Genomic DNA, 20,045 nt, shown 5'->3' with positions numbered 1-20,045 from the left:
CGATGGAGCAGTTTTTTATTTGACTTTTATACGTTTTGCAATGCCTGCTGCACTTCCTCGACAATCGATAAAGCTGCATGTCGTGCACTTGAAAATGCGCGTTCGGCCAGTTCGCCTTTACCAGTGCAGCCGTCTCCGCAGAAGTAGAAAGGCACATTTTCTACGCGAGTTGGCAAAAGGTTATTGGTAGCGATGTTTTTCACACTGGAAACCATTGCTTTTTTCGAAACCCGTTTGACGGCAGTTACATCACGCCATCCCGGATAATGTTTGTCAAACAAGGCTTCCATTTGAACGGTTTTCCGATCCAGATATTCTTTGCGCTCTTCATCATTGTCAAAGTTGTCGCTCAGGTAGGCGATACCTTGCAGCAATTGTCCGCCTTCAGGGACCAGTGTGTGATCCGTCGCCGAAACGTCGCTGATAAACAGTTTGTTATCCATATCGCTGATGTAGCTGAACGGTCTGGCGACAACGCGGCTGAGTCCGATATCATAAACCATAACCTCTGTCGCAGTATTCGACTCATAAGGGGACAGGAACGGCTCCCATGCTGTGCCTTTGAGCAATTTTACGACTTGTTGAACCGGCATCGCGAAAATGACTTTGTCAAAGGCCGTTTCGCGGTTTTTCGTCTGAAGAATGAACTTCTTATCCGCGTATCGCAGACTGTCTACGCCTTCTTGAAGGGCGATTTCCCAGCGTCCGGTTGAAGTCATTTTTTGCTTCAGCTGATTCGTAATGACGGCCCAACTGCCTAATACGTAGTTCACGGGCTTGCTGGATAGGAAAAGATTGTGATAGTACTCGCTGATGACAGCGCCGGAAACTTTACGAGCATCTTCAGGGGCGATGAAGAAGTTGGAGCATACAAGATGCTCCCAAAGTTCTTTTACATCTTCATCCGCATTGGATTCTGCTAGGTAATCAGCAAGCGTGGCATAGTTTTTAAGATTGTGGATATTCGCAATAATCGCGGCAATTTCACCGACGAAGCGTACTTTTTGCACCGTGCTGAGCAAATCGGTTTTGAGCAGGTTGATTGCGTCGAGCGGTGCCGGCGTGAGCTGATTGTTTTTGGCATAAACAACTTTACGTTTATCCACTTGTTTGGAGCTAAAAGAAAGTCCCAGTTCTTTTTCCATCGAAGTCAGTGTATGACGATCGATGCCATAGACGGCGTGAGCACCGTAATTAAGTGTAAAGCCGGCTTTTTCGTAAGTAAAAGCGCGACCGCCGAGCTGAGGACTGCGTTCAAAAAGGATGCCCTCGACATGTGGATTTTCGGATAAATAAGCGGCTGCAGTCAATCCTGCCAAGCCACCGCCAATAATAGCTATTTTCATTTTGTTTTCCTCCTTGGAGACTGGTTCTACCTGCAGCGGCGCGCCCCGCACTTCTGAACGAAGGCCTGCCCATAGCCAGGCTAAGTTGCTTTTCATCATGGAGAGTAAATCGGCATTGTCTTCGCCACACCATTTAAGAACAGTTCCTGCATACATACAGACCAAAAGTTCAATTTTTCTTGGTTCCGGCAGCCAGTGCAGTAAGCTTTCCGATAGTATGCGCAGTTGCTGCTGTTCTTCTGACTTCACTGTTTCGTTCTGCAGCGACAACGCTTGTAAGCTTCGAATTAATCGCGGGTAGGGTGCAAGATTGGACGATAAGTCTAAAAATAAGCGATTAATGTGCCCTTCAAGGGATTGCACCTTGGAAGGGGGCTGTTTCACCCAGTCTTGAATACATTCGATTTGTTTGCTGTAAATCGCTGAAATGATGGCGTCCTTGCTTTTAAAATAATGATAAAAGGTCCCCTTCGACGTGCCGGTCGATGCGATAATATCGTCAACGGATACGTTTTCGTAGCCTTTTTCCATAAACATGGTCAAAGCCACATCCATCATGACATCCCGCTTTTTGCGGGTGGAGGCTCTCATGAACTGACTCATCCGATCACTCCGTTTCAACGATCGATTTATTTCTATTATATGCTTAATTAGACTGTCAGTCTACAATAGAATTGACCATTGCTTAACGTTGATTGAAATGGAGAAAAAATGATTCATAATGATTGTTTCCCGTGTGAATTCAAGAGCCCCAGACTATACTTGATTTAGATAAGCAAGAGAGGATGAAAAAGGCGATTGAATAAGATTGATTTGGGATGGAATCCCTTTTTTGAGAAAGCATTCGAGCCGTATCAACATGAAGGATATCATGTGGGTCGTGTCTCATTGGAGCATAAGCATATGTACCGCGTTCAAACGGAATCCGGTGAAGTGCTTGCTGAAATTTCAGGCAAGTTGCGTCACAACGCGCTTCGTCGTGAAGACTTCCCCGCGGTCGGCGACTGGGTCGTTCTTTCGGTTCGCGAAGAAGAGCAGAGAGCGACGATCCATGCTGTGCTGCCGCGTAAAAGTAAGTTTTCCCGCAAAGTTGCCGGTCAAGTCAACGATGAGCAGATTGTCGCAACAAACGTTGACACGGTATTTTTAGTCACAGCACTTAATTTGGACTTTAATGTACGAAGAATTGAGCGCTACCTCGTGCTGGCTTGGGAGAGCGGCGCCAACCCTGTTATCGTGCTCAGTAAAGCCGACTTAAGCGATAATCCCGAGGCCATGGCCGCAGAAGTGGAAGCGGTAGCTGTCGGCGTACCGGTTCACATTATTAGCTCAGCGGAAAATCGAGGGCTAGCCGACCTTGCCGGCTACGTTACGCCGGGGCAGACGGTGACGCTGCTTGGATCATCAGGGGTAGGAAAGTCTACATTGGTGAACCGCATATATGGCGAAGAGATTTTGGAGACAGGCGATATCCGATCCGGGGACGATAAAGGCAAGCATACGACCACGCATCGGGAACTGATCGCTCTTCCGGGCGGAGGCATTTTAATCGATACGCCAGGCATGCGTGAACTTCAGTTGTGGGATGCGTCGGAAGGGTTAAGCACATCATTTCAAGATATTGAAGAGCTGGGAACGCGTTGTTTTTTCCATGATTGTAAACATGAAAATGAACCGAATTGCGCAGTTCGGCAAGCGCTAGCTGACGGGTCGCTTGCGCAGGATCGTTTCCAAAATTATTTAAAGCTCCAAAAAGAGCTCGCCTATTTGGCCCGCAAAGAAGATAAAGGGCTGCAAGCCGCTGAAAAAGCGAAGTGGAAGAAGATCCATCAAGCAGCTAAAAAACAGCATAACCGCTAACACCGAATCTTCAGCGGATGAAAGCGTCACGATTCGTTCGTGGCGTTTTTCTTCCGTTTTATATCCAAAAATGGATTTTTTCTCGTCTTTCCGATAAGATTAGAATAACCAAATTCGATGTATGCTAAAGGAGAGGTTTTAAGAATGAGTGATTGTATTTTTTGTAAAATAGTCGCGGGAGAGCTTCCTTCCAAGAAAGTTTATGAAGACGATCAAGTCTTGGCTTTTCACGATATCCAACCTGCTGCGCCGATCCATGTGCTGCTTATTCCTAAAAATCACTTTGCCTCCTTGGACGCTGCGACTGACGAAGACTGGGCAGTAATCGGACAAGTTCAAAAGGCAGCCCAGCACGTCGCGAGGGAATTGGGAGTCGCTGATTCCGGATATCGCGTGGTTACGAATTGTGGAGCCAACGCGGGACAAATTGTCCATCATCTCCATTACCATCTGCTGGCAGGGGCAAAATTAGCTCCGTTAGGAGTCGCCAATTAAGGTGATCTTTGCCTAGGTAAGGTTTCGCATTGACACCCTAATTGCTATCACATATAATGAGATTTGATGAACCGCTTTGTCTTGGACGGTCTGTTCGGAGGGAGGGAAAACTGGTGTCAGAAACTCGAGTTCGCAAGAACGAAACTATAGATGCTGCACTTCGTCGCTTTAAGCGTTCCATCGCTAAGGATGGCGTTCTAGCAGAGGTTAAAAAACGCAAACATTATGAGAAGCCTAGCGTTAAGCGTAAGAAGAAGTCAGAGGCTGCTCGTAAGAGAAAGTTCTAGGAGGCAACATGAGCTTAAGCGAACGATTGAACGAAGATATGAAGCAAGCGATGAAGAGTCAGGACAAGTTCAAACTCTCTGTAATCCGTATGGTTCGTTCTACTATCAAGAATTCGGAGATAGATCTAAAGAGAACCTTAGACGACAATGAAGTGCTTGACGTTCTTACTCGTGAGATCAAACAGCGTAAGGATTCCCTCCAAGAATTTGAAAAAGCCGGCAGAGACGATCTGGCCGACAACCTGAGGGCAGAACTTGTAATTCTAGCTGAGTACATGCCGCAACAGCTTTCTGAGGAAGAAGTGAAAGCCATTGTACAGCAGACCATCCAGCAAGTTGGTGCTTCTTCCAAAGCGGATATGGGCAAAGTGATGACTGCATTAATGCCACAGGTAAAAGGACGCGCTGATGGTAAACTTATTAATCAGTTGGTCCAACAACAATTAGGTTAAAACAAATATGTACGGCAAGACCGGGGGGATCCATTCCTTCCGGTCTTTTGTTTTATGATTTAACGAAACAGTTTGTGTTGTGCAACGTACATATTAATGATACATGATTGAAGGAAAGATGAGGAAAGGAGTGAGGATATGCTTGCGGAACATTTGTCTGCTTTTCTGACCCACCCGGTTACAGCGACGGTACTATTGATTGTCGGGATTGTAGGAATTGCGCTGGAACTGCTTTTCTTCAGCAGCGGCTTGTTGGCGGCAGCGGGGATTGCCGGATTCGCCCTTTATTTTCTTGGTTTTTATTTAGCTGGATTTGCGGGTTTCGGCGATTTGGCCATATTCGGTATCGGTATCGTGTTATTAATATTGGAGCTTGTTATTCCGAGTTTTGGCATCTTAAGCGTCTTGGGGGCCATTTGCCTCTTTGGCGGCGTTCTCATGGCCGCATCAGATCCTAAAGAAGCTGCTGTCATGCTGGGTGTAGCGCTATTGATCGCCATTATTGCAGTAGCCTTCGCCATCAAGTATTTCAAGCATCGCGGTGTTTGGAATCGCTTTATCTTGAAGGAGCAGCTAACGACGGCTAAAGGCTTCACGTCAACGCCTGATCGCGGCTTTCTTGTCGGAAGGACTGGTGAAGCTATAACGCCTCTGCGCCCCGCAGGAACGGCTCTCATAGGCGGAGAACGTATTGATGTGGTGACGGACGGAAGCTTTATCCCGAACGGCAAAGCGGTTATCGTTGTACAGGTTGAAGGAACGCGCGTCGTCGTTCGGGAAAACACCAAAGTGAATACCAAGGAGGAAATTCAATGAATTTAGAACCAAGTTTGTATTTGCTGCTGCTTGCAGCTATCATCATTATCGCTTTAGCGGTGCTGCTGAGCGTAGTACCTGTGATGCTGTGGATTTCAGCGCTCGCTTCCGGCGTGAGGATCAGTATCATCACACTTATTGCCATGCGTTTGCGCCGCGTCATTCCAAGCCGGATTGTCAATCCATTGATTAAGGCGACAAAAGCCGGTATCGATTTAAGCATCAATCAGTTGGAGAGCCATTTTCTGGCAGGCGGTAATGTGGACCGCGTCGTCAATGCGTTGATTGCGGCTCATCGCGCGAACATCCATTTGGAGTTTGAACGAGCGGCGGCGATCGACCTTGCAGGTCGTGACGTTCTGCTGGCTGTGCAAATGAGTGTAAATCCCCGTGTTATTGAAACACCTACCGTATCGGCGGTTGCCAAAAACGGTATTGAAGTGAAAGTTATTGCCAGGGTGACGGTGCGAGCGAATATCGATCGGCTGGTCGGGGGCGCAGGAGAAGAAACGATTATTGCCCGTGTAGGCGAAGGGATTGTAACGACTGTCGGTTCCAGCGATTCCCACAAGGACGTCTTGGAGAACCCGGATATGATTTCCCGAACTGTGCTTGGCAAGGGGCTCGATGCAGGAACCGCTTTTGAAATCCTCTCTATTGATATTGCTGATGTTGATGTAGGCAAAAACATTGGCGCTCATTTGCAAACGGAACAAGCGGAGGCTGACAAACGCATTGCCCAGGCCAAGGCCGAGGAACGGCGCGCGATGGCCGTTGCGGCTGAGCAAGAGATGAAAGCCCGCGTAGTCGAAATGCGCGCGAAAGTTGTCGAATCCGAGTCGCAGGTGCCGCTTGCGATGGCAGAAGCGCTGCGAAGCGGCCAATTGGGAGTGATGGATTATATGAATCTGAAAAATATTGATGCGGATACACAAATGCGTTCTTCTCTCGGTAAAATGAATGACGGCAAGAACGAGAAAGAATAGCAGGAAGGAAGTGTCGCATGGAACAACTTATCGCATTTGTGTTCAAACATTGGTACCTGGTTATCATCGTGCTGACCTTCTTTTATCAAATCAGAAGAAAGTGGACGGACGCCTCTTCGAATGAACGCAACAAAAGGAGGACCGTTCAAGGTATGCCTTCATTTGGAGGCAGTCCTGGCGGCCCTTCTAAGCCTCTCGTTGCGCCTCGAAGCTCACAAGGCAATGCGGCTAATACCGTGCAGCCTAAACGCCCGCAGCGCGATTACACGAAGTCTGAAGCTACCGTATCCGATATTCAGTCGCTTGCGCGTAAAGAATCGCCTTTCAGTTCTCCTGCGTTGTCATCCGACTCGGCAAAGGCAATCGATCAAGCTAGTCAAAGTACTGAGATGCTAACCATTCAACCAACCGGGCAGCAGCTTCTGCAAGGCATCGTATGGGCTGAAATTCTTGGCCCACCAAGGTCAAAGAAGCCTTATCGGAAATAAAATATAAGACCTTGCTAACACCCCTCTGGATAGGCCAGACGGGGTGTTTTTGCGTTGAGGTCCAAAGATATGTTTTTCACATAAATCACGGTCATACCGCATAATTTGGTAAAAAGTCTATGCGCGCTCCTGCCGCCATGATCATCTAGTTAGAGGGGGTATTGCCCAGCTATGCGTCGCTTGACCCGCAAATGGAACCAGTTCACGGCCAAAATCCTCGATCTCCCCCAGGACGTGGTACAGGACTTGCCGCGCATCACGATGATCGGCAACGTACAGCTTTATGTGGAGAATCACCGGGGCGTGCTTCATTTTTCAAGTGAGATTTTGAAGCTCGAATTAACGAAGGGAAAGCTTGAGGTGTACGGGAAGCAGCTGGTCATTCGGGCAATTTTATCGGAGGAAGTATTTATCGAGGGCTTAATTGATGATGTGAAGTACATTCCATAGATGTAATGTGTCAGTAAGTGAACAGGAGGCTGTATCATGAAGCAATCGATATTCATTGCCCGTCTGCGAGGGTATGTGCGCATACAGCTGAGAGGAAAGGGCGTTCAAGGCATTATTAATCCCATGATGGAGGGCGGCTTCTCCATATGGGATATCACGCCGAAGGAAGAGAATAAGCTGGAGCTATGCATACTGATCAAAGACTTCTTCAGGCTGCGACCGCTATTGAAGCGGACAGGCTGTCGGATGCATGTTCTGACCCGGCATGGGCTTCCGTTTTTTATGGACAAACTAGGCAGACGCAAATTGTTTCTTGGCGGCTTAGCAACTTTCATCTTAGCCTTGTATGTGCTGACATCCCTTGTATGGCAGGTTAGTGTGGAAGGAAACGACCGCATTACAAAAGAAGAGATTTTGCAAGCAGCCTCTAAACAAGGCATACATACGTTTCAATGGAAGTTTAGACTAAAAAAGAGCGAAGAACTTTCTCGCGAAATTCAGGGAATGCTGCCGAATGCCTCTTGGGTTGGTGTCGAAATTCGCGGAACGCATATTACGATTAAGGTCGTAGAAGCGACGATTCCGGATAAAGGACCATTGATGAATCCTAGGCATCTGGTTGCTTCAAAGAACGCGCTTGTGACAGAAATTCAATCGTTAAAAGGCAGACCGATGGTGAAGCCGAATACCTATGTCCGCAAAGGGGACGTGCTTATTTCCGGTGTGATCGGCGATGAAACGAACAATCAGGTTGTCGTAGCGAATGGCAGCGTAAAAGGCATTGTTTGGTATACTTCCAAAATTGAAGTACCCTTAACGAAAAGCTATAAAGTGTATACCGGTGAAACGTTCAGTCGCAATTACCTGGTTTTCGGGACGAGGGCGCTGAAAATCAGCGGTTACGGCAAACAAAACTTTGCGCAATTTGAAACGATTCCAGAACGGAAATCGTTGCAATGGCACTCTTTTACGCTGCCGGTAGGATGGCTTCACGAGAAAATCATGGAAGTTAATTATATCGAGGAGCCGGTTGATGCGGCAATAGCCAAAAAGACCGGATTAGAGCAAGCAAGAGCTGATTTGCTCGCTTCTGCTGGAACGGATTCGCGGATCGCCGGTGAAAAAATTTTGCATGAAAAAACAGAGAATGGTAAAGTTTATATGGAAGTGCATTTTGAAGTGGAAGAAAATATCGCAGTAGAGCAACCAATTGTGACACGAGGAGAATGAGGCCTGTTGGTAGAAAACGCACAATCCGTGAAATTGACTTTGAAAAATCCGGCTGAAGGACTAGCCTTGTTCGGGCCGCAGGATAAATTCCTGCATTTGATCGAACGCGAAATTGAAGCGCAAATTTTTACTCGCGAAGAAGAAATAACGATACAGGGAGCTGCTGGCGAAGTGAACTCACTTCAGCAGCTTTTTGAAGTTTTGCTGCAGCTCATCCGTAATAACTACACGTTGACCGAGCGCGATGTGCAGTATGCTTTGGAACTTGCCAAGCAAATGAAAGCGGATCAACTGCTGGACTTGTTCAAAGGCGAGATTACAACGACACATCGGGGGAAACCGATTCGTGTCAAAACGATCGGCCAGCGGCAATATGTGTCGACGATCAAGAAGAAAGACATTGTCTTCGGAATTGGACCTGCGGGTACAGGTAAAACCTATCTGGCTGTCGTTCTGGCGGTTACGAAACTCAAAGAAGGAGCTGTCAAACGGATCGTTTTGACACGTCCGGCTGTCGAAGCAGGTGAAAGTCTCGGATTCCTGCCCGGCGATCTACAGGAAAAAGTTGACCCTTATTTGCGACCATTGTATGATGCTCTTAATGACGTATTAGGTCCCGAGCAGGTGGCGAAGTCGCTGGAGCGCGGGCTAATAGAGATTGCCCCTCTGGCTTACATGCGCGGCCGAACGCTGGATGACTCTTTCATTATTCTGGATGAAGCGCAAAATACGACGCCAGAGCAAATGAAAATGTTTTTGACGCGTCTTGGATTCGGTTCCAAAATGGTCATTACCGGAGACGTGACACAGATTGATCTGCCTCGCGGCAAATCGTCAGGTCTTGTTGAAGCAAATCGGATTCTGCGCAATATCGAGGAAATCGGTTTTATTTATTTTGATGAGCAAGATGTTGTCCGTCATTCGCTTGTACAGAAGATCATTGTGGCCTATAACGAAGAAAAGGATAAGTGAACAAGCTCGGTTGATATGTAGAGAGGAATGACCTTCCGTGATGAAGAATGAAGTTCAGTTCAAAGGCAAATTTCATTACCGGCTGATCGGATGGAAATACAGCGTTTGGGTTCGTTTGCTGTTGTTTCTCCTGCTGGCGCTCATCTTTTATATGTCGCTTTATGCTAAGCTCGTCCCGCAAGTCTATGATATTCAGCTAGGCGCTACCAGCGAGAAAACAATCTATGCACCAAGACAAATCGAGAACGCTGTCGCCACCGAGCAAGCTAAAGAGGATGCGGCTAAACGCGTCCAACCTGTCTACCGGGTAGTTAATCTTAAAAACGATGCCTTAATTGACGCTATTTATGATAAATTATTACAAATTAATGCAGATGATGAAGTCAAGTTCGACGACAAAGTCAGCATTTATCGGCGAGTTATTCCCCAGCTCATTAGCGAGTTAGAAAATCAGTCGGTAAAATCGCTGCGCAGCAGCGGACAGTATAATGATTCGTTGCTGGAACAAATTCAACAGGGGCTGGCTGAACAACAGTATCAGATCCCAGAGGAAGTCTATTTCAAACTTCCGCGTTTAACGAAAGATGATTTATCCGCCATGCTGCCGGTCACGAAAGATATCGTATCCAAATTGATGAACGATCAAATTCTGGATGCACAGACGGCACGCGCGAAAGTGGCTGAACTGGTAAACACTTCTAATTTGACGAAAAATACCTCAAGGGAATTAGTGACGGAGATTGTTCGTGCGGTTATTACACCGAATAAGTTTTTCGATCAAAAAGGGACCGATGATGCGAAAGGACAAGCCCGGGAAAGCGTGAAGCCTGTTTACATCAACAAAAATGACGTTCTTGTCAATGTCGGCGATGTGATCACCGAGGAAATTTACGCTAGGCTGGATAAACTTGAGTTGCTCAAAGATAAAGCGAACCATTTGCCGCAGCTGGGACTTTCGATATTAGCAGCTTTATTGTCTTTTGTTGTTTACATGTTCGTAAGACAAAGCACCCTGCCGATTACGTACAATAATTCGCAGTTAGTGATGCTCATTCTTATTTTTCTGATTAACGTAGCGGGTATGAAGATCATTTCACTGGGCCAGAACCTGGATTACCCGTATATCGGCTATCTGGCACCGATGGCGCTCGGCAGTATTCTCATAACCATTTTGCTGGATGCCCAAATGGCTTTCATCTCATCGGTCTTATTTGCTTTAATGGCCAGTATTATTTTCAATACGGAACATGTTCTGCTCTTTGATTTTCGATATGGTCTAGTAAGTCTGGTTATCGGTTTCAGTGCTATATTTACCATTCAACGTGCAAGCCAACGTGCGACCATATTGAAAGCGGGCCTGATGATCTCGTTCTTTTCCATGTTGACGATAACGTCAATGATGCTTTTAGAGGATCATTTCAGCCAAAAAGAGGCGATCATGTCGCTCTCTTTCGCGGCTGCAGGCGGACTGCTCACGGTCATATTCGTCATCGGGCTGCTGCCCTTCTTTGAAGTCGCTTTCGGCATTTTGTCGCCGCTTAAACTCGTAGAGCTGTCAAACCCGAATCATCCGCTGCTGCGTAAGCTGCTTACGGAGACACCGGGCACTTACCATCATAGCGTGATGGTTGGCAACTTATCCGAAGCTGCGGCCGAGTCCATCGGGGCGGACGGACTGCTGTGCCGGGTCGGCTCGTATTACCACGATATCGGGAAGACGAAGCGACCGAGCTATTTCATTGAAAATCAAACGAACATCGAGAACCCCCATGATCGCATTGATCCGAATTTGAGTAAATCGATCATCGTCGCCCATCCTCGCGATGGCGTTGAAATGCTGAAGGATTACAAAATGCCGAAGCCGATTCGGGACATTGCCGAACAGCATCATGGTACGACTTTACTGCACTTTTTTTATCATAAAGCGGTGAAACAGGCGGAGGAGGAAGGCGCGGACAAAGAGATTCGCGAAGAGGATTTCCGCTATCCGGGTCCGAAAGCGCAATCCAAGGAAGCAGCTATCGTCGGCATTGCAGACAGTGTAGAAGCTGCCGTTCGTTCACTTCGTAATCCGACACTGGAGCAGATCGACTCGATGGTTCACAAAATCATTAAATCCCGCCTGGACGACGGACAGTTCAATGAATGCGACCTCACGTTGAAAGAGCTGGACACTATCGCAAAAACATTAAATGAAACGCTGCTAGGCATTTTCCATGCGAGGATTGAATATCCAAGCGAATTGGCTTCCAAAAAGACAGGCACTTAACGGAAATATGGTAATGTTGATTGTGTTATATATTTTGGGGTCCCTGCAAAGTAATAGGACTAAGCTTCGAAGCATTTCTTCACTTTGTGGGGTTAATTTCAGGAGGCGGCTGCAATGGCAAGTATGGATTTAACGCTGGAATGGAGCAGCGAGCAAGATGTGATGGACATTACGCCTGAGTTCGCCGGCAAGCTCGAGGAACTGCTGCGCCTTGCCGGTGAGCAGGAAGACATCGTAGCTGGCGAGATCGCGCTTACCTTCGTCGACGATGAAGCGATTCATGAACTTAACAAACAATACCGCGGTATTGACAGACCTACGGATGTGCTTTCGTTTGCGATGAGCGAATTCGGCGTAGACGAAATCGAGATTATTTATGAAGACGCCGAAGATGGCGATGGCGATGGCGACGAGACGGAATCGGAGTCGTTTATCGAACCGCTTGGCGATATTATCATTTCTGTGCCGCGCGCTATCGCGCAGGCCGAAGAGTATGGACATTCGGTCGAGCGAGAGCTCGGATTTTTATTCGTGCACGGTTTCCTGCACTTGATCGGCTATGACCATCAGAGTGAAGAAGAAGAGAAAGCGATGTTTGCCAAGCAAGAGGAGATTTTACAAAAGGCAGGTCTCACCCGCTAATGCAAAGCGGCTTCCGTAAATGGCGCAGAAGCTTCCGGTACGCTTACGAAGGGATCAAGTATGCTCTTGATACGCAGCGCAACATGAAATTTCATTTCTGCGTTGCATTTCTCGTTTTACTAGCTGCCTTGTTCTTTCAACTGCCGAAAACGGATATTCTGTTTATTTTGCTGGCCGTTACCTTGATGATTGTTACGGAGCTTATCAATACCGCAGTGGAAAAAGCAGTCGATCTGGCGATGCCCGACCGCCATCCGCTTGCCAAAATTGCGAAGGACGTCGCCGCGGCGTCCGTATTGGTGTCCGCGGGTTTTGCCGTCATTGTAGGAATGATCATATTCTTTGAGCCTATCGACCGCTTGTTCCGGCAAGCCAAACTTCAGGATGCACCTGTTTCCGCGGGGACGATTTGGGTATTGATCGCACTCGTCATCTTTACCGTTATTGTGATTGAAACCCGTTTCGCAGACAAAGGAAAGCTGGTTCGTCCTAGTCTTCTATCTGCGATTGCCTTTGCAGTGTCAACGGTTATCACAATATTCGTTAATTTGACAATCGTTGCCTTACTAGCCTTTACGTTATCGGCACTTGTTTTTATGGTCTTGTATGATAAAAAAGCCAGACCGTTTCCGGCGCTCATCCTGGGAGCGCTGATTGGGACTACAGTCACCATACTAGCATTCGCATGCCTGCACCTACTCTAGAGGAAGTTTATAAAAAGAAGGGATGATGTTTATGGATCCAAAAGAACTTATTCAGCACGCTAAAGAAGCGATGAAAAAAGCATATGTTCCTTATTCAAAATTTCAGGTTGGGGCCGCTCTGCTCGGAGCCGACGGTCATGTGCACCATGGCTGTAACGTGGAAAATGCCGCCTATGGACCAACGAATTGCGCCGAGAGAACGGCGTTATTCCGCGCTATTGCGGATGGAAATCAAGCGGGTTCGTTCCAAGCGATTGCCGTCATGGGCGACACCGAAGGGCCAATATCGCCATGCGGCGTTTGCCGGCAAGTGCTGATAGAGTTGTGCAGACCGGATATGCCCGTTTATTTAGGAAATCTTAAAGGCGACTTCGTTGAAACGACGGTTGCTGATTTATTGCCTGGCGCATTCACAACGAAAGATTTGCATGGGGTGGAGGAAAAGTAGTGACGAATAAGGAGTTTAAATCAGGCTTTGTCGCGATCATCGGACGTCCGAATGTGGGGAAATCCACGTTGATGAACCAGATCATCGGCCAAAAGATCGCGATTATGTCTGACAAGCCGCAGACAACACGGAACAAGATTCATGGCGTTTACACATCGGACAACGGTCAGATCGTTTTCTTGGATACACCCGGCATACATAAACCAACATCCAAACTTGGCGACTATATGAGCAAGGTCGCACACAGTACGCTTGGTGAGGTCGATGCGATTCTCTTCTTAGTCGATGTGGCAGAAGGTCTGGGCGGCGGAGATCGCTATATTATTGAACAGCTTAAGCATGTAGAAACACCGGTTATCCTGGTCCTCAACAAAATCGACCGTGTTCAGCCGGAAGAGCTGCTGCCTATCATCGTAAGTTATAAGGATCTGTACAATTTTGCTGAAATTGTGCCGATTTCCGCACTTCAAGGCAACAATGTAACGACACTGCTCGAGCAAATCGTTCGTTACTTGCCGGAAGGACCGCAGTACTACCCTGCTGATCAAATTACGGACCATCCGGAGCAATTCGTATGCGCTGAGCTTGTCCGTGAGAAAATACTTCACCTAACGCGTGAGGAAATTCCGCACTCAATTGCCGTTCAAATTGAGGATATGCGGGTGGAGGAAAACGGGCTTGTCCGCATCTCGGCCGTTATTTTTGTCGAACGCGATTCGCAAAAAGGAATTATCATCGGCAAGCAAGGCAGCTTACTGAAAGAAATCGGCAAGCAAGCCCGCAAAGATATTGAAGCGCTGTTGGGCTCAAAAACGTTTTTGGAACTTTGGGTAAAAGTGAAGAAAGATTGGCGCAATCAAGAGCGAGTACTCCGAGATCTCGGTTTCAGACACGAGTAATCGCATTATATTTTTTAATGCGTACCAGTTATTGCAAGGCATAGATATGCCTTCACCGAACCATCCTATGCATATCACGTTCGATGGGGAGGATGCTGCACATGAAAGACTTTTCGTGGAAGTATTTTTCAATGACCGGTGATGTAGATGCCTATCTGCTGTATAAACAAGCTTCTGTCCAGCCTGGCATGGAGACGGATATACAGGAGGAGGATCAAAGTAACGAAGAGCCGCTGGAAGGACTGGATGCCTTTCATTAGTTCTTAGCGGCGTTTATGGGGGACGTCAATTGCTGCGCAGCGTACAAGGAATCGTGCTTCGTAGTATGGACTACGGAGAGGGCAACAAAATTATCAGTCTGTTTACGCCCGAGCTTGGCAAAGTGAGCGTCATGGCTCGGGGGGCCAAAAAAGTGAAGAGCAGGCACGCCGCCGTAACGCAGCTTTTTACGTACGGCGATTTTGTGTTTTTTAAACAAAGCGGGCAAATGGGTACGCTGAACAGTGCTGAAATTATAGAGGCACACCACGCTTTGCGTGAGGATTTATACATGTCCGCTTACGCTTCGTATTTGGTCGAAATGACGGATAAAATGCTAGGCGATGAGGAAGGCAGCTCCTATTTGTTCGAACAGGTCAAGGCAGGGCTCGCAGCGATTGAGGAAGGCAAGGATATGCAAATCGTCGTGCATCTGTACGAGATGAAAATGTTTGATCTGGCCGGGTATTTGCCCGTAACGGACGCTTGCGTTTCCTGCGGTGCGGAGTCTCCGATAACAGCCTTTAGCCCCGCATTGGGAGGCGTTCTATGTACGCGCTGCCGGCATAAGGACCCTGTGGGGATTCCTATCGGCGATGGGACTTTGAAACTGCTCAAGCTCTTCCCGAGAATGGATATTCGGAGGCTTGGCGTCATTCAAGTCAAAGAAGAAACCAAAGCGCAACTGAAGCAATGCCTGCGTGCATATATGGACTTTCATATAGGTGTTCAGTGGAAAGCAAGAGGTTTTATTGAGCAAATGGAAAAGTATAATATTTGATTTCATTCTACTTATTTGACATGTGGATTGGGCTTTGATATGATTTGTTGAAAACGTCTCGCCATTATGCTGCACGCATATTGGTGAGTTTTTTTGTGCTTTCGTTCTGTTCTTGGAAGGCATACATACTAATGACTAATGGGACGCCCCCTATGGAGAGGAGAGCAGGGATATGATGGACCATCAAACGCCAACTCGCGTATATGTTGTCTCCGATTCGGTAGGGGAAACAGGGGAATCCGTTGTGCGTGCTGCCGCAATGCAATTTTATCCTGCACATGTTGAAATTGTGCGAGCTCCGTTTATTCATGATCGTGAAGGCATTGATAAAGTGATGAATACAACCCGCATACAGGGTGGGATTATCGTTTTTACCTTGGTCATTCCTGAATTGCGGGAACATTTGATTCAAAAGTCAAAGGAATACGGAATTCCTCACATCGACTTGCTTGGCCCGATTGTGTCTTCGTTAGGGCAAGCCTTGCAGCAGGAGCCTCGCAGACAGCCTGGCATGATTCATCCGCTGGACGAGGATTATTTCAAAAAAGTCGAGGCCGTGGAATTCGCCGTTAAGTATGATGACGGTCGGGACTTCAGCGGAATCCAAAAAGCGGACATCATCTTGCTCGGCGTTTCGCGCACTTCCAAAACCCCGTTATCGATGTATTTGGCGCATAAGCGAATTAAAGTAGCCAATGTGCCGCTAGTGCCCGAAATGCAGCCGCCGTCGGCCATTTATTCGGTGCCAAAAGAAAAAATTATCGGCCTCCGTATTGACCCGGATAAATTGAATGTCATTCGGCAGGAACGGCTGCGCACGCTCGGACTTGCAGAAAATGCAACCTATGCCAATGTGGAACGTATTAAAATAGAACTGGCTTTTGCCGACAAAATTATGAGTAAAATCGGCTGCGTCATTTTTGATGTTTCCAATCGAGCCGTGGAAGAAACGGCCAGCCTGATCATGGATCATATCGAACACATCCAGTAAGGTTTTATATTCGTGTAAGCAGGATTTTTTGTAAGTCCATCGTATATAATATTACGGTGAGATTTCGACAGAGCATCGGGGGCTATGGTGGATGCGCGCGAGAAATATTATCGTTGATGCCGATGCTTGTCCCGTTAAAGCGGAAATCGAGCAAGCGGGCAAACGCTTCGGTGTTCAGGTTATCCTGGTTGCATCATTCGACCACCGAATGAAAGAAAGTTCCGACGTCAAGGTTGTACAGGTCGATCGTTCCGATCAATCTGTCGATTTGTATATCGCCAATCATATTAACAAAGGGGATATACTGGTGACGCAGGACTTCGGACTTGCCGCTTTGGGATTAGCCAAAGGGTCGATTTGTTTGACCAATCGCGGTCAGCAGTATACGGACAGTTCGATTGATTTTCTTTTGGACCGGAGGCATACTTCAGCCAAAATGCGCCGAAGCGGCAAGTACGGGAAGGGTCCGAAACCCTTTACCGAAGCGGATCGGCAATATTTTCTACAAGGTTTGACAAAACTTTTGCAACAGTTGCAGGAAATCGAAAATGAGTAGCGAATAGTAATGAGTCGGAAACACTGACTTGAATTGTAGGTGGAACGAACATGAGGTACGGACGCATACCTGAAGAGGTCATCGAGGCTGTCCTCAAGCGCCATGATATTGTCGATGTCATTGGCAGGCATGTCCATTTAAGTAAGCAAGGCCATTATATGAAGGGGCTATGTCCTTTTCATTCTGAGAAAAGCCCATCTTTTACCGTTACACCAGAGAAGCAGATTTATCGCTGCTTTGGTTGTGGAGCAGGCGGCAATGTCATTCGTTTTTTAATGGAAATCGAAGGACTAAGTTTCTCTGAAGCTGTAACCAAGTTAGCCGAAGAAGGCGATATGCCAATTACTTGGGAAGAAGCAACAGAGGAGCAAAGCGAACAGCAGCTGGAAAAAGCCAATTTGCTGAAAGCTTATGATTTTGCTGCAAAATTATATCATTATATTCTAGGTAATACCGAGCAAGGGAAAGTGGCCAAGGGTTACTTGGTATCGCGGGGAATTTCGGATAAGCTGATCGATACGTTTCAAATCGGTTATGCGCCGGCTATGTGGGATACGCTTGTTCAACAGCTGGAAAAAAGGGGATTCTCGTTACCGCTGATGGAGAAAGGCGGCCTCATTTCAGCCAGACACGAGGGTAGCGGCTATGTCGACAAATTCCGGGAACGCATCATATTCCCTATATGTGACCCCACCGGTAAGACGATCGCTTTCGGCGGAAGATCGATGGGCGATGCGCAGCCCAAATACTTAAACAGTCCGGAGTCCATGCTTTTTAATAAAAGCCGGACCGTGTATAACATGCATCAAGCCAGACCCCATATGCGTAAGCTTCAGCAAGCTGTTCTTTTTGAAGGTTATGTGGATGTGATTAAAGCATGGGAGGCTGGCATTAGTAATGGTGTTGCCACTATGGGTACGGCTTTGACGAAAGAACATGCGGCATTGTTAAACCGCAACGCGGACAAAATCGTCGTATGTTATGACGGGGACAACGCTGGACAATCCGCTGCTTTCAAAAGCATACCGATTCTTGAAGAAGCTGGCTGCCAGGTAACCGTTGCGATGCTGCCGGATGGTAAAGATCCTGATGAATATGTGAGTACTTATGGTTTTGACCGATTTGTACGGGAGATCATTGAACCTTCCGTACCGTCGATGAAATATAAGCTTTTATACATCCGTAAAAATTTTAAGCTGCACGAGGACGGTGACCGACTTCGTTATCTGCAAGCCGCAGTGAAAATGATTGCTGATCTTCCTTCACCAATGGAACGTGAACATTATTTGAAGCAGCTCGCTTCTGAATTTCCGGATTCGTCTTATGAGGCGATGAAGCTGGATCTTCATGAAATCTTGCTGCAATCGGAAAAAAACCGAACAGATGGGGATAATAAACCATTTCTGTGGAATAATGTTATGAATAATGGGAGACCAGCGGGACGTACCAAAGATCCGATTCTGGACAAATACCAAAAATCCGAGCGGTTGTTGCTTGCTGCCATGATGCAAGACCGTGAAGTATGCAAGTATGTTGAACAGCAATTAGGAGATCAATTTAATTTCGAAGCTCATGCAGTATTAGCTGCTTATCTATATTCTTTTTTTGAAGACAATATGGAGCCCGACGTAAGCCGATATATGTTAATGCTTCAAGATGGAAAGTTGGAGAGCTTAGCCAGTTCTATTGCAGATATTGGGGCTGGTCATGTTAGCAGTAATCGAATCATCGATGATTACATTAGCGAAATCAAGAAATATTCGATTTCACAAGAGATTGCCCGCATGACCGAACAAAGTATGATTGCAGATAGAGCGGGCGATACGAAGAAAGCAGTTCAATTAGCAATTGAGATTATGGCCCTACGTAAGCAATTATAGTCAACTTGAGATTACTTATGTGTAGGGAGGAGGGAGTCCGTACTATGGCGAATGATCAGCGTACAGAACTAGAGACAGAATTAACCCTGGACCAGGTGAAAGACCAGCTTATCGAGCAGGGGAAAAAGCGGTCCTCACTGACTTACAAGGATATTATGGAGAAATTGGCTCCCTTCGATCAGGATCCGGAACAAATCGATGAATTTTTCGAACAGCTCTCGGAGCATGGCATCGATGTAGGAAATGAATCGGATGATGAGATGTCAATGAATCCTGACGAGCAAGAACACGATGAATTCAATTTCGACGATGATTTGGCTTTGCCGCCGGGCATTAAAATCAATGATCCTGTTCGGATGTATTTGAAGGAAATTGGTCGTGTGCCGCTTCTTTCCGCGGAAGATGAAGTCGATTTGGCCAAACGGATTGAGAACGGCGATGAAGAGGCAAAAAGACGCTTGGCAGAGGCTAACCTCAGACTCGTAGTCAGCATCGCGAAGCGCTATGTCGGTCGTGGCATGCTGTTCCTTGATTTAATTCAAGAAGGCAACATGGGGCTTATTAAAGCTGTAGAAAAGTTCGATCACACCAAAGGTTACAAGTTCAGTACGTATGCAACCTGGTGGATCCGGCAGGCAATCACTCGCGCCATTGCAGACCAAGCGAGAACCATTCGTATTCCGGTACATATGGTCGAAACCATTAACAAATTGATACGGGTTTCCCGTCAATTGCTGCAAGAATTGGGGCGCGAACCAACGCCAGAGGAAATTGCCAAAGAGATGGATCTCAGCACGGATAAAGTACGTGAGATTATGAAAATCGCGCAAGAGCCTGTATCTCTGGAAACGCCGATCGGTGAAGAGGATGATTCTCACTTAGGAGATTTTATCGAGGATCAGGAAGCGTTAGCACCAGCAGATGCCGCGGCTTACGAACTTTTGAAAGAACAACTGGAAGACGTTCTGGATACATTGACGGAGCGGGAAGAGAATGTGCTTCGCTTACGTTTTGGATTGGATGACGGGCGCACAAGAACGCTTGAAGAAGTAGGAAAAGTGTTTGGCGTTACGCGTGAACGGATTCGTCAAATTGAGGCAAAAGCGCTCCGCAAACTAAGACACCCGAGTCGAAGCAAGCGATTAAAGGATTTCTTGGAATAACTGTGAGAAGGCCCTGCCCGTGCGGCGGGGCTTTTTTTGTGCCAGTTCTCTAATTCATACTAAAACGTTCAG

22 protein-coding genes are annotated in these 20,045 nt (G+C 47.0%); 21 read left to right on the top strand and 1 reads right to left on the bottom strand.

The genetic code is table 11. The features are described from left to right. Window positions 1-26: 26 nt before the first annotated feature. Window positions 27-1,949: an FAD-dependent oxidoreductase gene (locus ACFQZT_RS01855; RefSeq protein WP_379295968.1), complete on the bottom strand. Its 1,923-nt coding sequence runs from the start codon at window positions 1,947-1,949 to the stop codon at window positions 27-29. A 195-nt stretch (window positions 1,950-2,144) separates the two neighbouring features. Between ACFQZT_RS01855 and rsgA the strand changes: the two genes are divergently transcribed. From rsgA to rpoD, 21 genes are all read left to right on the top strand, one after another. After that, on the top strand, window positions 2,145-3,206 hold the full coding sequence (gene rsgA, locus ACFQZT_RS01850; RefSeq protein WP_379295966.1) for a ribosome small subunit-dependent GTPase A: 1,062 nt from the start codon (window positions 2,145-2,147) through the stop codon (window positions 3,204-3,206). A 144-nt stretch (window positions 3,207-3,350) separates the two neighbouring features. After that, window positions 3,351-3,701: a histidine triad nucleotide-binding protein gene (locus tag ACFQZT_RS01845; RefSeq protein ID WP_379295964.1), complete on the top strand. Its 351-nt coding sequence runs from the start codon at window positions 3,351-3,353 to the stop codon at window positions 3,699-3,701. A 113-nt stretch (window positions 3,702-3,814) separates the two neighbouring features. Then, window positions 3,815-3,988 carry a 30S ribosomal protein S21 gene (rpsU, locus tag ACFQZT_RS01840; protein WP_010491812.1) on the top strand — a complete coding sequence of 58 codons (174 nt, stop codon included), beginning with the start codon at window positions 3,815-3,817 and terminating at the stop codon, window positions 3,986-3,988. 8 nt (window positions 3,989-3,996) lie between these two features. Further along, window positions 3,997-4,440 (top strand): GatB/YqeY domain-containing protein, encoded by a 444-nt coding sequence (locus tag ACFQZT_RS01835; protein ID WP_379295962.1) that lies wholly within the window; start codon window positions 3,997-3,999, stop codon window positions 4,438-4,440. Window positions 4,441-4,578: 138 nt separating this feature from the next. Next, on the top strand, window positions 4,579-5,256 hold the full coding sequence (locus ACFQZT_RS01830; protein WP_379295960.1) for an NfeD family protein: 678 nt from the start codon (window positions 4,579-4,581) through the stop codon (window positions 5,254-5,256). Next, window positions 5,253-6,242 (top strand): flotillin-like protein FloA, encoded by a 990-nt coding sequence (floA, locus tag ACFQZT_RS01825; RefSeq protein ID WP_379295958.1) that lies wholly within the window; start codon window positions 5,253-5,255, stop codon window positions 6,240-6,242. Before ACFQZT_RS01830 ends, floA begins: the two co-directional genes overlap by 4 nt. Before the next feature lie 17 nt (window positions 6,243-6,259). Further along, a complete protein-coding gene (locus ACFQZT_RS01820; RefSeq protein WP_379295956.1) occupies window positions 6,260-6,730 on the top strand; it encodes a hypothetical protein in 471 nt (156 codons plus the stop codon). Between the two features lie 171 nt (window positions 6,731-6,901). Then, the gene (gene yqfC / locus ACFQZT_RS01815) at window positions 6,902-7,180 is read left to right on the top strand and encodes a sporulation protein YqfC (protein ID WP_188172892.1); all 279 of its coding nucleotides are present in this window, start codon (window positions 6,902-6,904) and stop codon (window positions 7,178-7,180) included. A 36-nt stretch (window positions 7,181-7,216) separates the two neighbouring features. Beyond that, on the top strand, window positions 7,217-8,410 hold the full coding sequence (gene yqfD / locus ACFQZT_RS01810) for a sporulation protein YqfD (RefSeq protein WP_379295953.1): 1,194 nt from the start codon (window positions 7,217-7,219) through the stop codon (window positions 8,408-8,410). Window positions 8,411-8,416: 6 nt separating this feature from the next. Beyond that, window positions 8,417-9,382: a PhoH family protein gene (locus tag ACFQZT_RS01805; RefSeq protein ID WP_379295951.1), complete on the top strand. Its 966-nt coding sequence runs from the start codon at window positions 8,417-8,419 to the stop codon at window positions 9,380-9,382. Between the two features lie 40 nt (window positions 9,383-9,422). After that, entirely contained in the window at window positions 9,423-11,651 is a 2,229-nt protein-coding gene (locus ACFQZT_RS01800; RefSeq protein ID WP_379297901.1) for an HD family phosphohydrolase, read from the top strand. A gap of 123 nt (window positions 11,652-11,774) precedes the next feature. After that, window positions 11,775-12,293, top strand: a complete 519-nt coding sequence (ybeY, locus tag ACFQZT_RS01795) for an rRNA maturation RNase YbeY (RefSeq protein ID WP_379297899.1) — start codon at window positions 11,775-11,777, stop codon at window positions 12,291-12,293. Beyond that, complete coding sequence (locus ACFQZT_RS01790) at window positions 12,293-12,997, top strand: diacylglycerol kinase (protein WP_379295949.1); 705 nt, start codon at window positions 12,293-12,295, stop codon at window positions 12,995-12,997. Before ybeY ends, ACFQZT_RS01790 begins: the two co-directional genes overlap by 1 nt. A gap of 31 nt (window positions 12,998-13,028) precedes the next feature. After that, on the top strand, window positions 13,029-13,445 hold the full coding sequence (locus ACFQZT_RS01785; protein WP_379295947.1) for a cytidine deaminase: 417 nt from the start codon (window positions 13,029-13,031) through the stop codon (window positions 13,443-13,445). Further along, window positions 13,445-14,344: a GTPase Era gene (gene era, locus ACFQZT_RS01780; RefSeq protein WP_379295945.1), complete on the top strand. Its 900-nt coding sequence runs from the start codon at window positions 13,445-13,447 to the stop codon at window positions 14,342-14,344. The genes ACFQZT_RS01785 and era overlap by 1 nt, the downstream gene beginning before the upstream one ends. A 101-nt stretch (window positions 14,345-14,445) precedes the next feature. Beyond that, on the top strand, window positions 14,446-14,604 hold the full coding sequence (locus tag ACFQZT_RS01775; protein ID WP_379295943.1) for a YqzL family protein: 159 nt from the start codon (window positions 14,446-14,448) through the stop codon (window positions 14,602-14,604). A 29-nt stretch (window positions 14,605-14,633) separates the two neighbouring features. After that, window positions 14,634-15,383, top strand: coding sequence for a DNA repair protein RecO (gene recO / locus ACFQZT_RS01770; RefSeq protein WP_379295941.1), 750 nt, complete (start codon window positions 14,634-14,636; stop codon window positions 15,381-15,383). Window positions 15,384-15,555: 172 nt separating this feature from the next. Beyond that, window positions 15,556-16,374: a pyruvate, water dikinase regulatory protein gene (locus ACFQZT_RS01765; protein WP_379295939.1), complete on the top strand. Its 819-nt coding sequence runs from the start codon at window positions 15,556-15,558 to the stop codon at window positions 16,372-16,374. Between the two features lie 91 nt (window positions 16,375-16,465). Continuing rightward, window positions 16,466-16,930 (top strand): YaiI/YqxD family protein, encoded by a 465-nt coding sequence (locus ACFQZT_RS01760; protein WP_379295937.1) that lies wholly within the window; start codon window positions 16,466-16,468, stop codon window positions 16,928-16,930. A gap of 50 nt (window positions 16,931-16,980) precedes the next feature. Continuing rightward, a complete protein-coding gene (gene dnaG / locus ACFQZT_RS01755; protein WP_379295935.1) occupies window positions 16,981-18,810 on the top strand; it encodes a DNA primase in 1,830 nt (609 codons plus the stop codon). Window positions 18,811-18,854: 44 nt separating this feature from the next. Beyond that, window positions 18,855-19,973: an RNA polymerase sigma factor RpoD gene (gene rpoD, locus ACFQZT_RS01750; RefSeq protein WP_379295933.1), complete on the top strand. Its 1,119-nt coding sequence runs from the start codon at window positions 18,855-18,857 to the stop codon at window positions 19,971-19,973. Window positions 19,974-20,045: the final 72 nt, after the last annotated feature.

The organism is Paenibacillus sp. GCM10027628, assembly GCF_042676385.1.
GTDB lineage: Bacteria > Bacillota > Bacilli > Paenibacillales > NBRC-103111 > Paenibacillus_E.
The sequence above is the reverse complement of the archived record's forward strand: the minus strand, read 5'-3'. Positions and strand labels throughout refer to the sequence as shown.

Bases quoted from the DNA above. Each gene is read 5' to 3' on its own strand.
- ACFQZT_RS01855 (WP_379295968.1), bottom strand. From the start codon at position 1,949: ATGAGTCAGTTCATGAGAGCCTCCACCCGCAAAAAGCGGGATGTCATG.
- ACFQZT_RS01845 (WP_379295964.1), top strand. From the start codon at position 3,351: ATGAGTGATTGTATTTTTTGTAAAATAGTCGCGGGAGAGCTTCCTTCC.
- ACFQZT_RS01835 (WP_379295962.1), top strand. From the start codon at position 3,997: ATGAGCTTAAGCGAACGATTGAACGAAGATATGAAGCAAGCGATGAAG.
- ACFQZT_RS01830 (WP_379295960.1), top strand. From the start codon at position 4,579: ATGCTTGCGGAACATTTGTCTGCTTTTCTGACCCACCCGGTTACAGCG.
- floA (WP_379295958.1), top strand. From the start codon at position 5,253: ATGAATTTAGAACCAAGTTTGTATTTGCTGCTGCTTGCAGCTATCATC.
- ACFQZT_RS01820 (WP_379295956.1), top strand. From the start codon at position 6,260: ATGGAACAACTTATCGCATTTGTGTTCAAACATTGGTACCTGGTTATC.
- yqfC (WP_188172892.1), top strand. From the start codon at position 6,902: ATGCGTCGCTTGACCCGCAAATGGAACCAGTTCACGGCCAAAATCCTC.
- yqfD (WP_379295953.1), top strand. From the start codon at position 7,217: ATGAAGCAATCGATATTCATTGCCCGTCTGCGAGGGTATGTGCGCATA.
- ACFQZT_RS01800 (WP_379297901.1), top strand. From the start codon at position 9,423: ATGAAGAATGAAGTTCAGTTCAAAGGCAAATTTCATTACCGGCTGATC.
- ybeY (WP_379297899.1), top strand. From the start codon at position 11,775: ATGGATTTAACGCTGGAATGGAGCAGCGAGCAAGATGTGATGGACATT.
- ACFQZT_RS01790 (WP_379295949.1), top strand. From the start codon at position 12,293: ATGCAAAGCGGCTTCCGTAAATGGCGCAGAAGCTTCCGGTACGCTTAC.
- ACFQZT_RS01785 (WP_379295947.1), top strand. From the start codon at position 13,029: ATGGATCCAAAAGAACTTATTCAGCACGCTAAAGAAGCGATGAAAAAA.
- ACFQZT_RS01775 (WP_379295943.1), top strand. From the start codon at position 14,446: ATGAAAGACTTTTCGTGGAAGTATTTTTCAATGACCGGTGATGTAGAT.
- ACFQZT_RS01765 (WP_379295939.1), top strand. From the start codon at position 15,556: ATGATGGACCATCAAACGCCAACTCGCGTATATGTTGTCTCCGATTCG.
- ACFQZT_RS01760 (WP_379295937.1), top strand. From the start codon at position 16,466: ATGCGCGCGAGAAATATTATCGTTGATGCCGATGCTTGTCCCGTTAAA.
- dnaG (WP_379295935.1), top strand. From the start codon at position 16,981: ATGAGGTACGGACGCATACCTGAAGAGGTCATCGAGGCTGTCCTCAAG.
- rpoD (WP_379295933.1), top strand. From the start codon at position 18,855: ATGGCGAATGATCAGCGTACAGAACTAGAGACAGAATTAACCCTGGAC.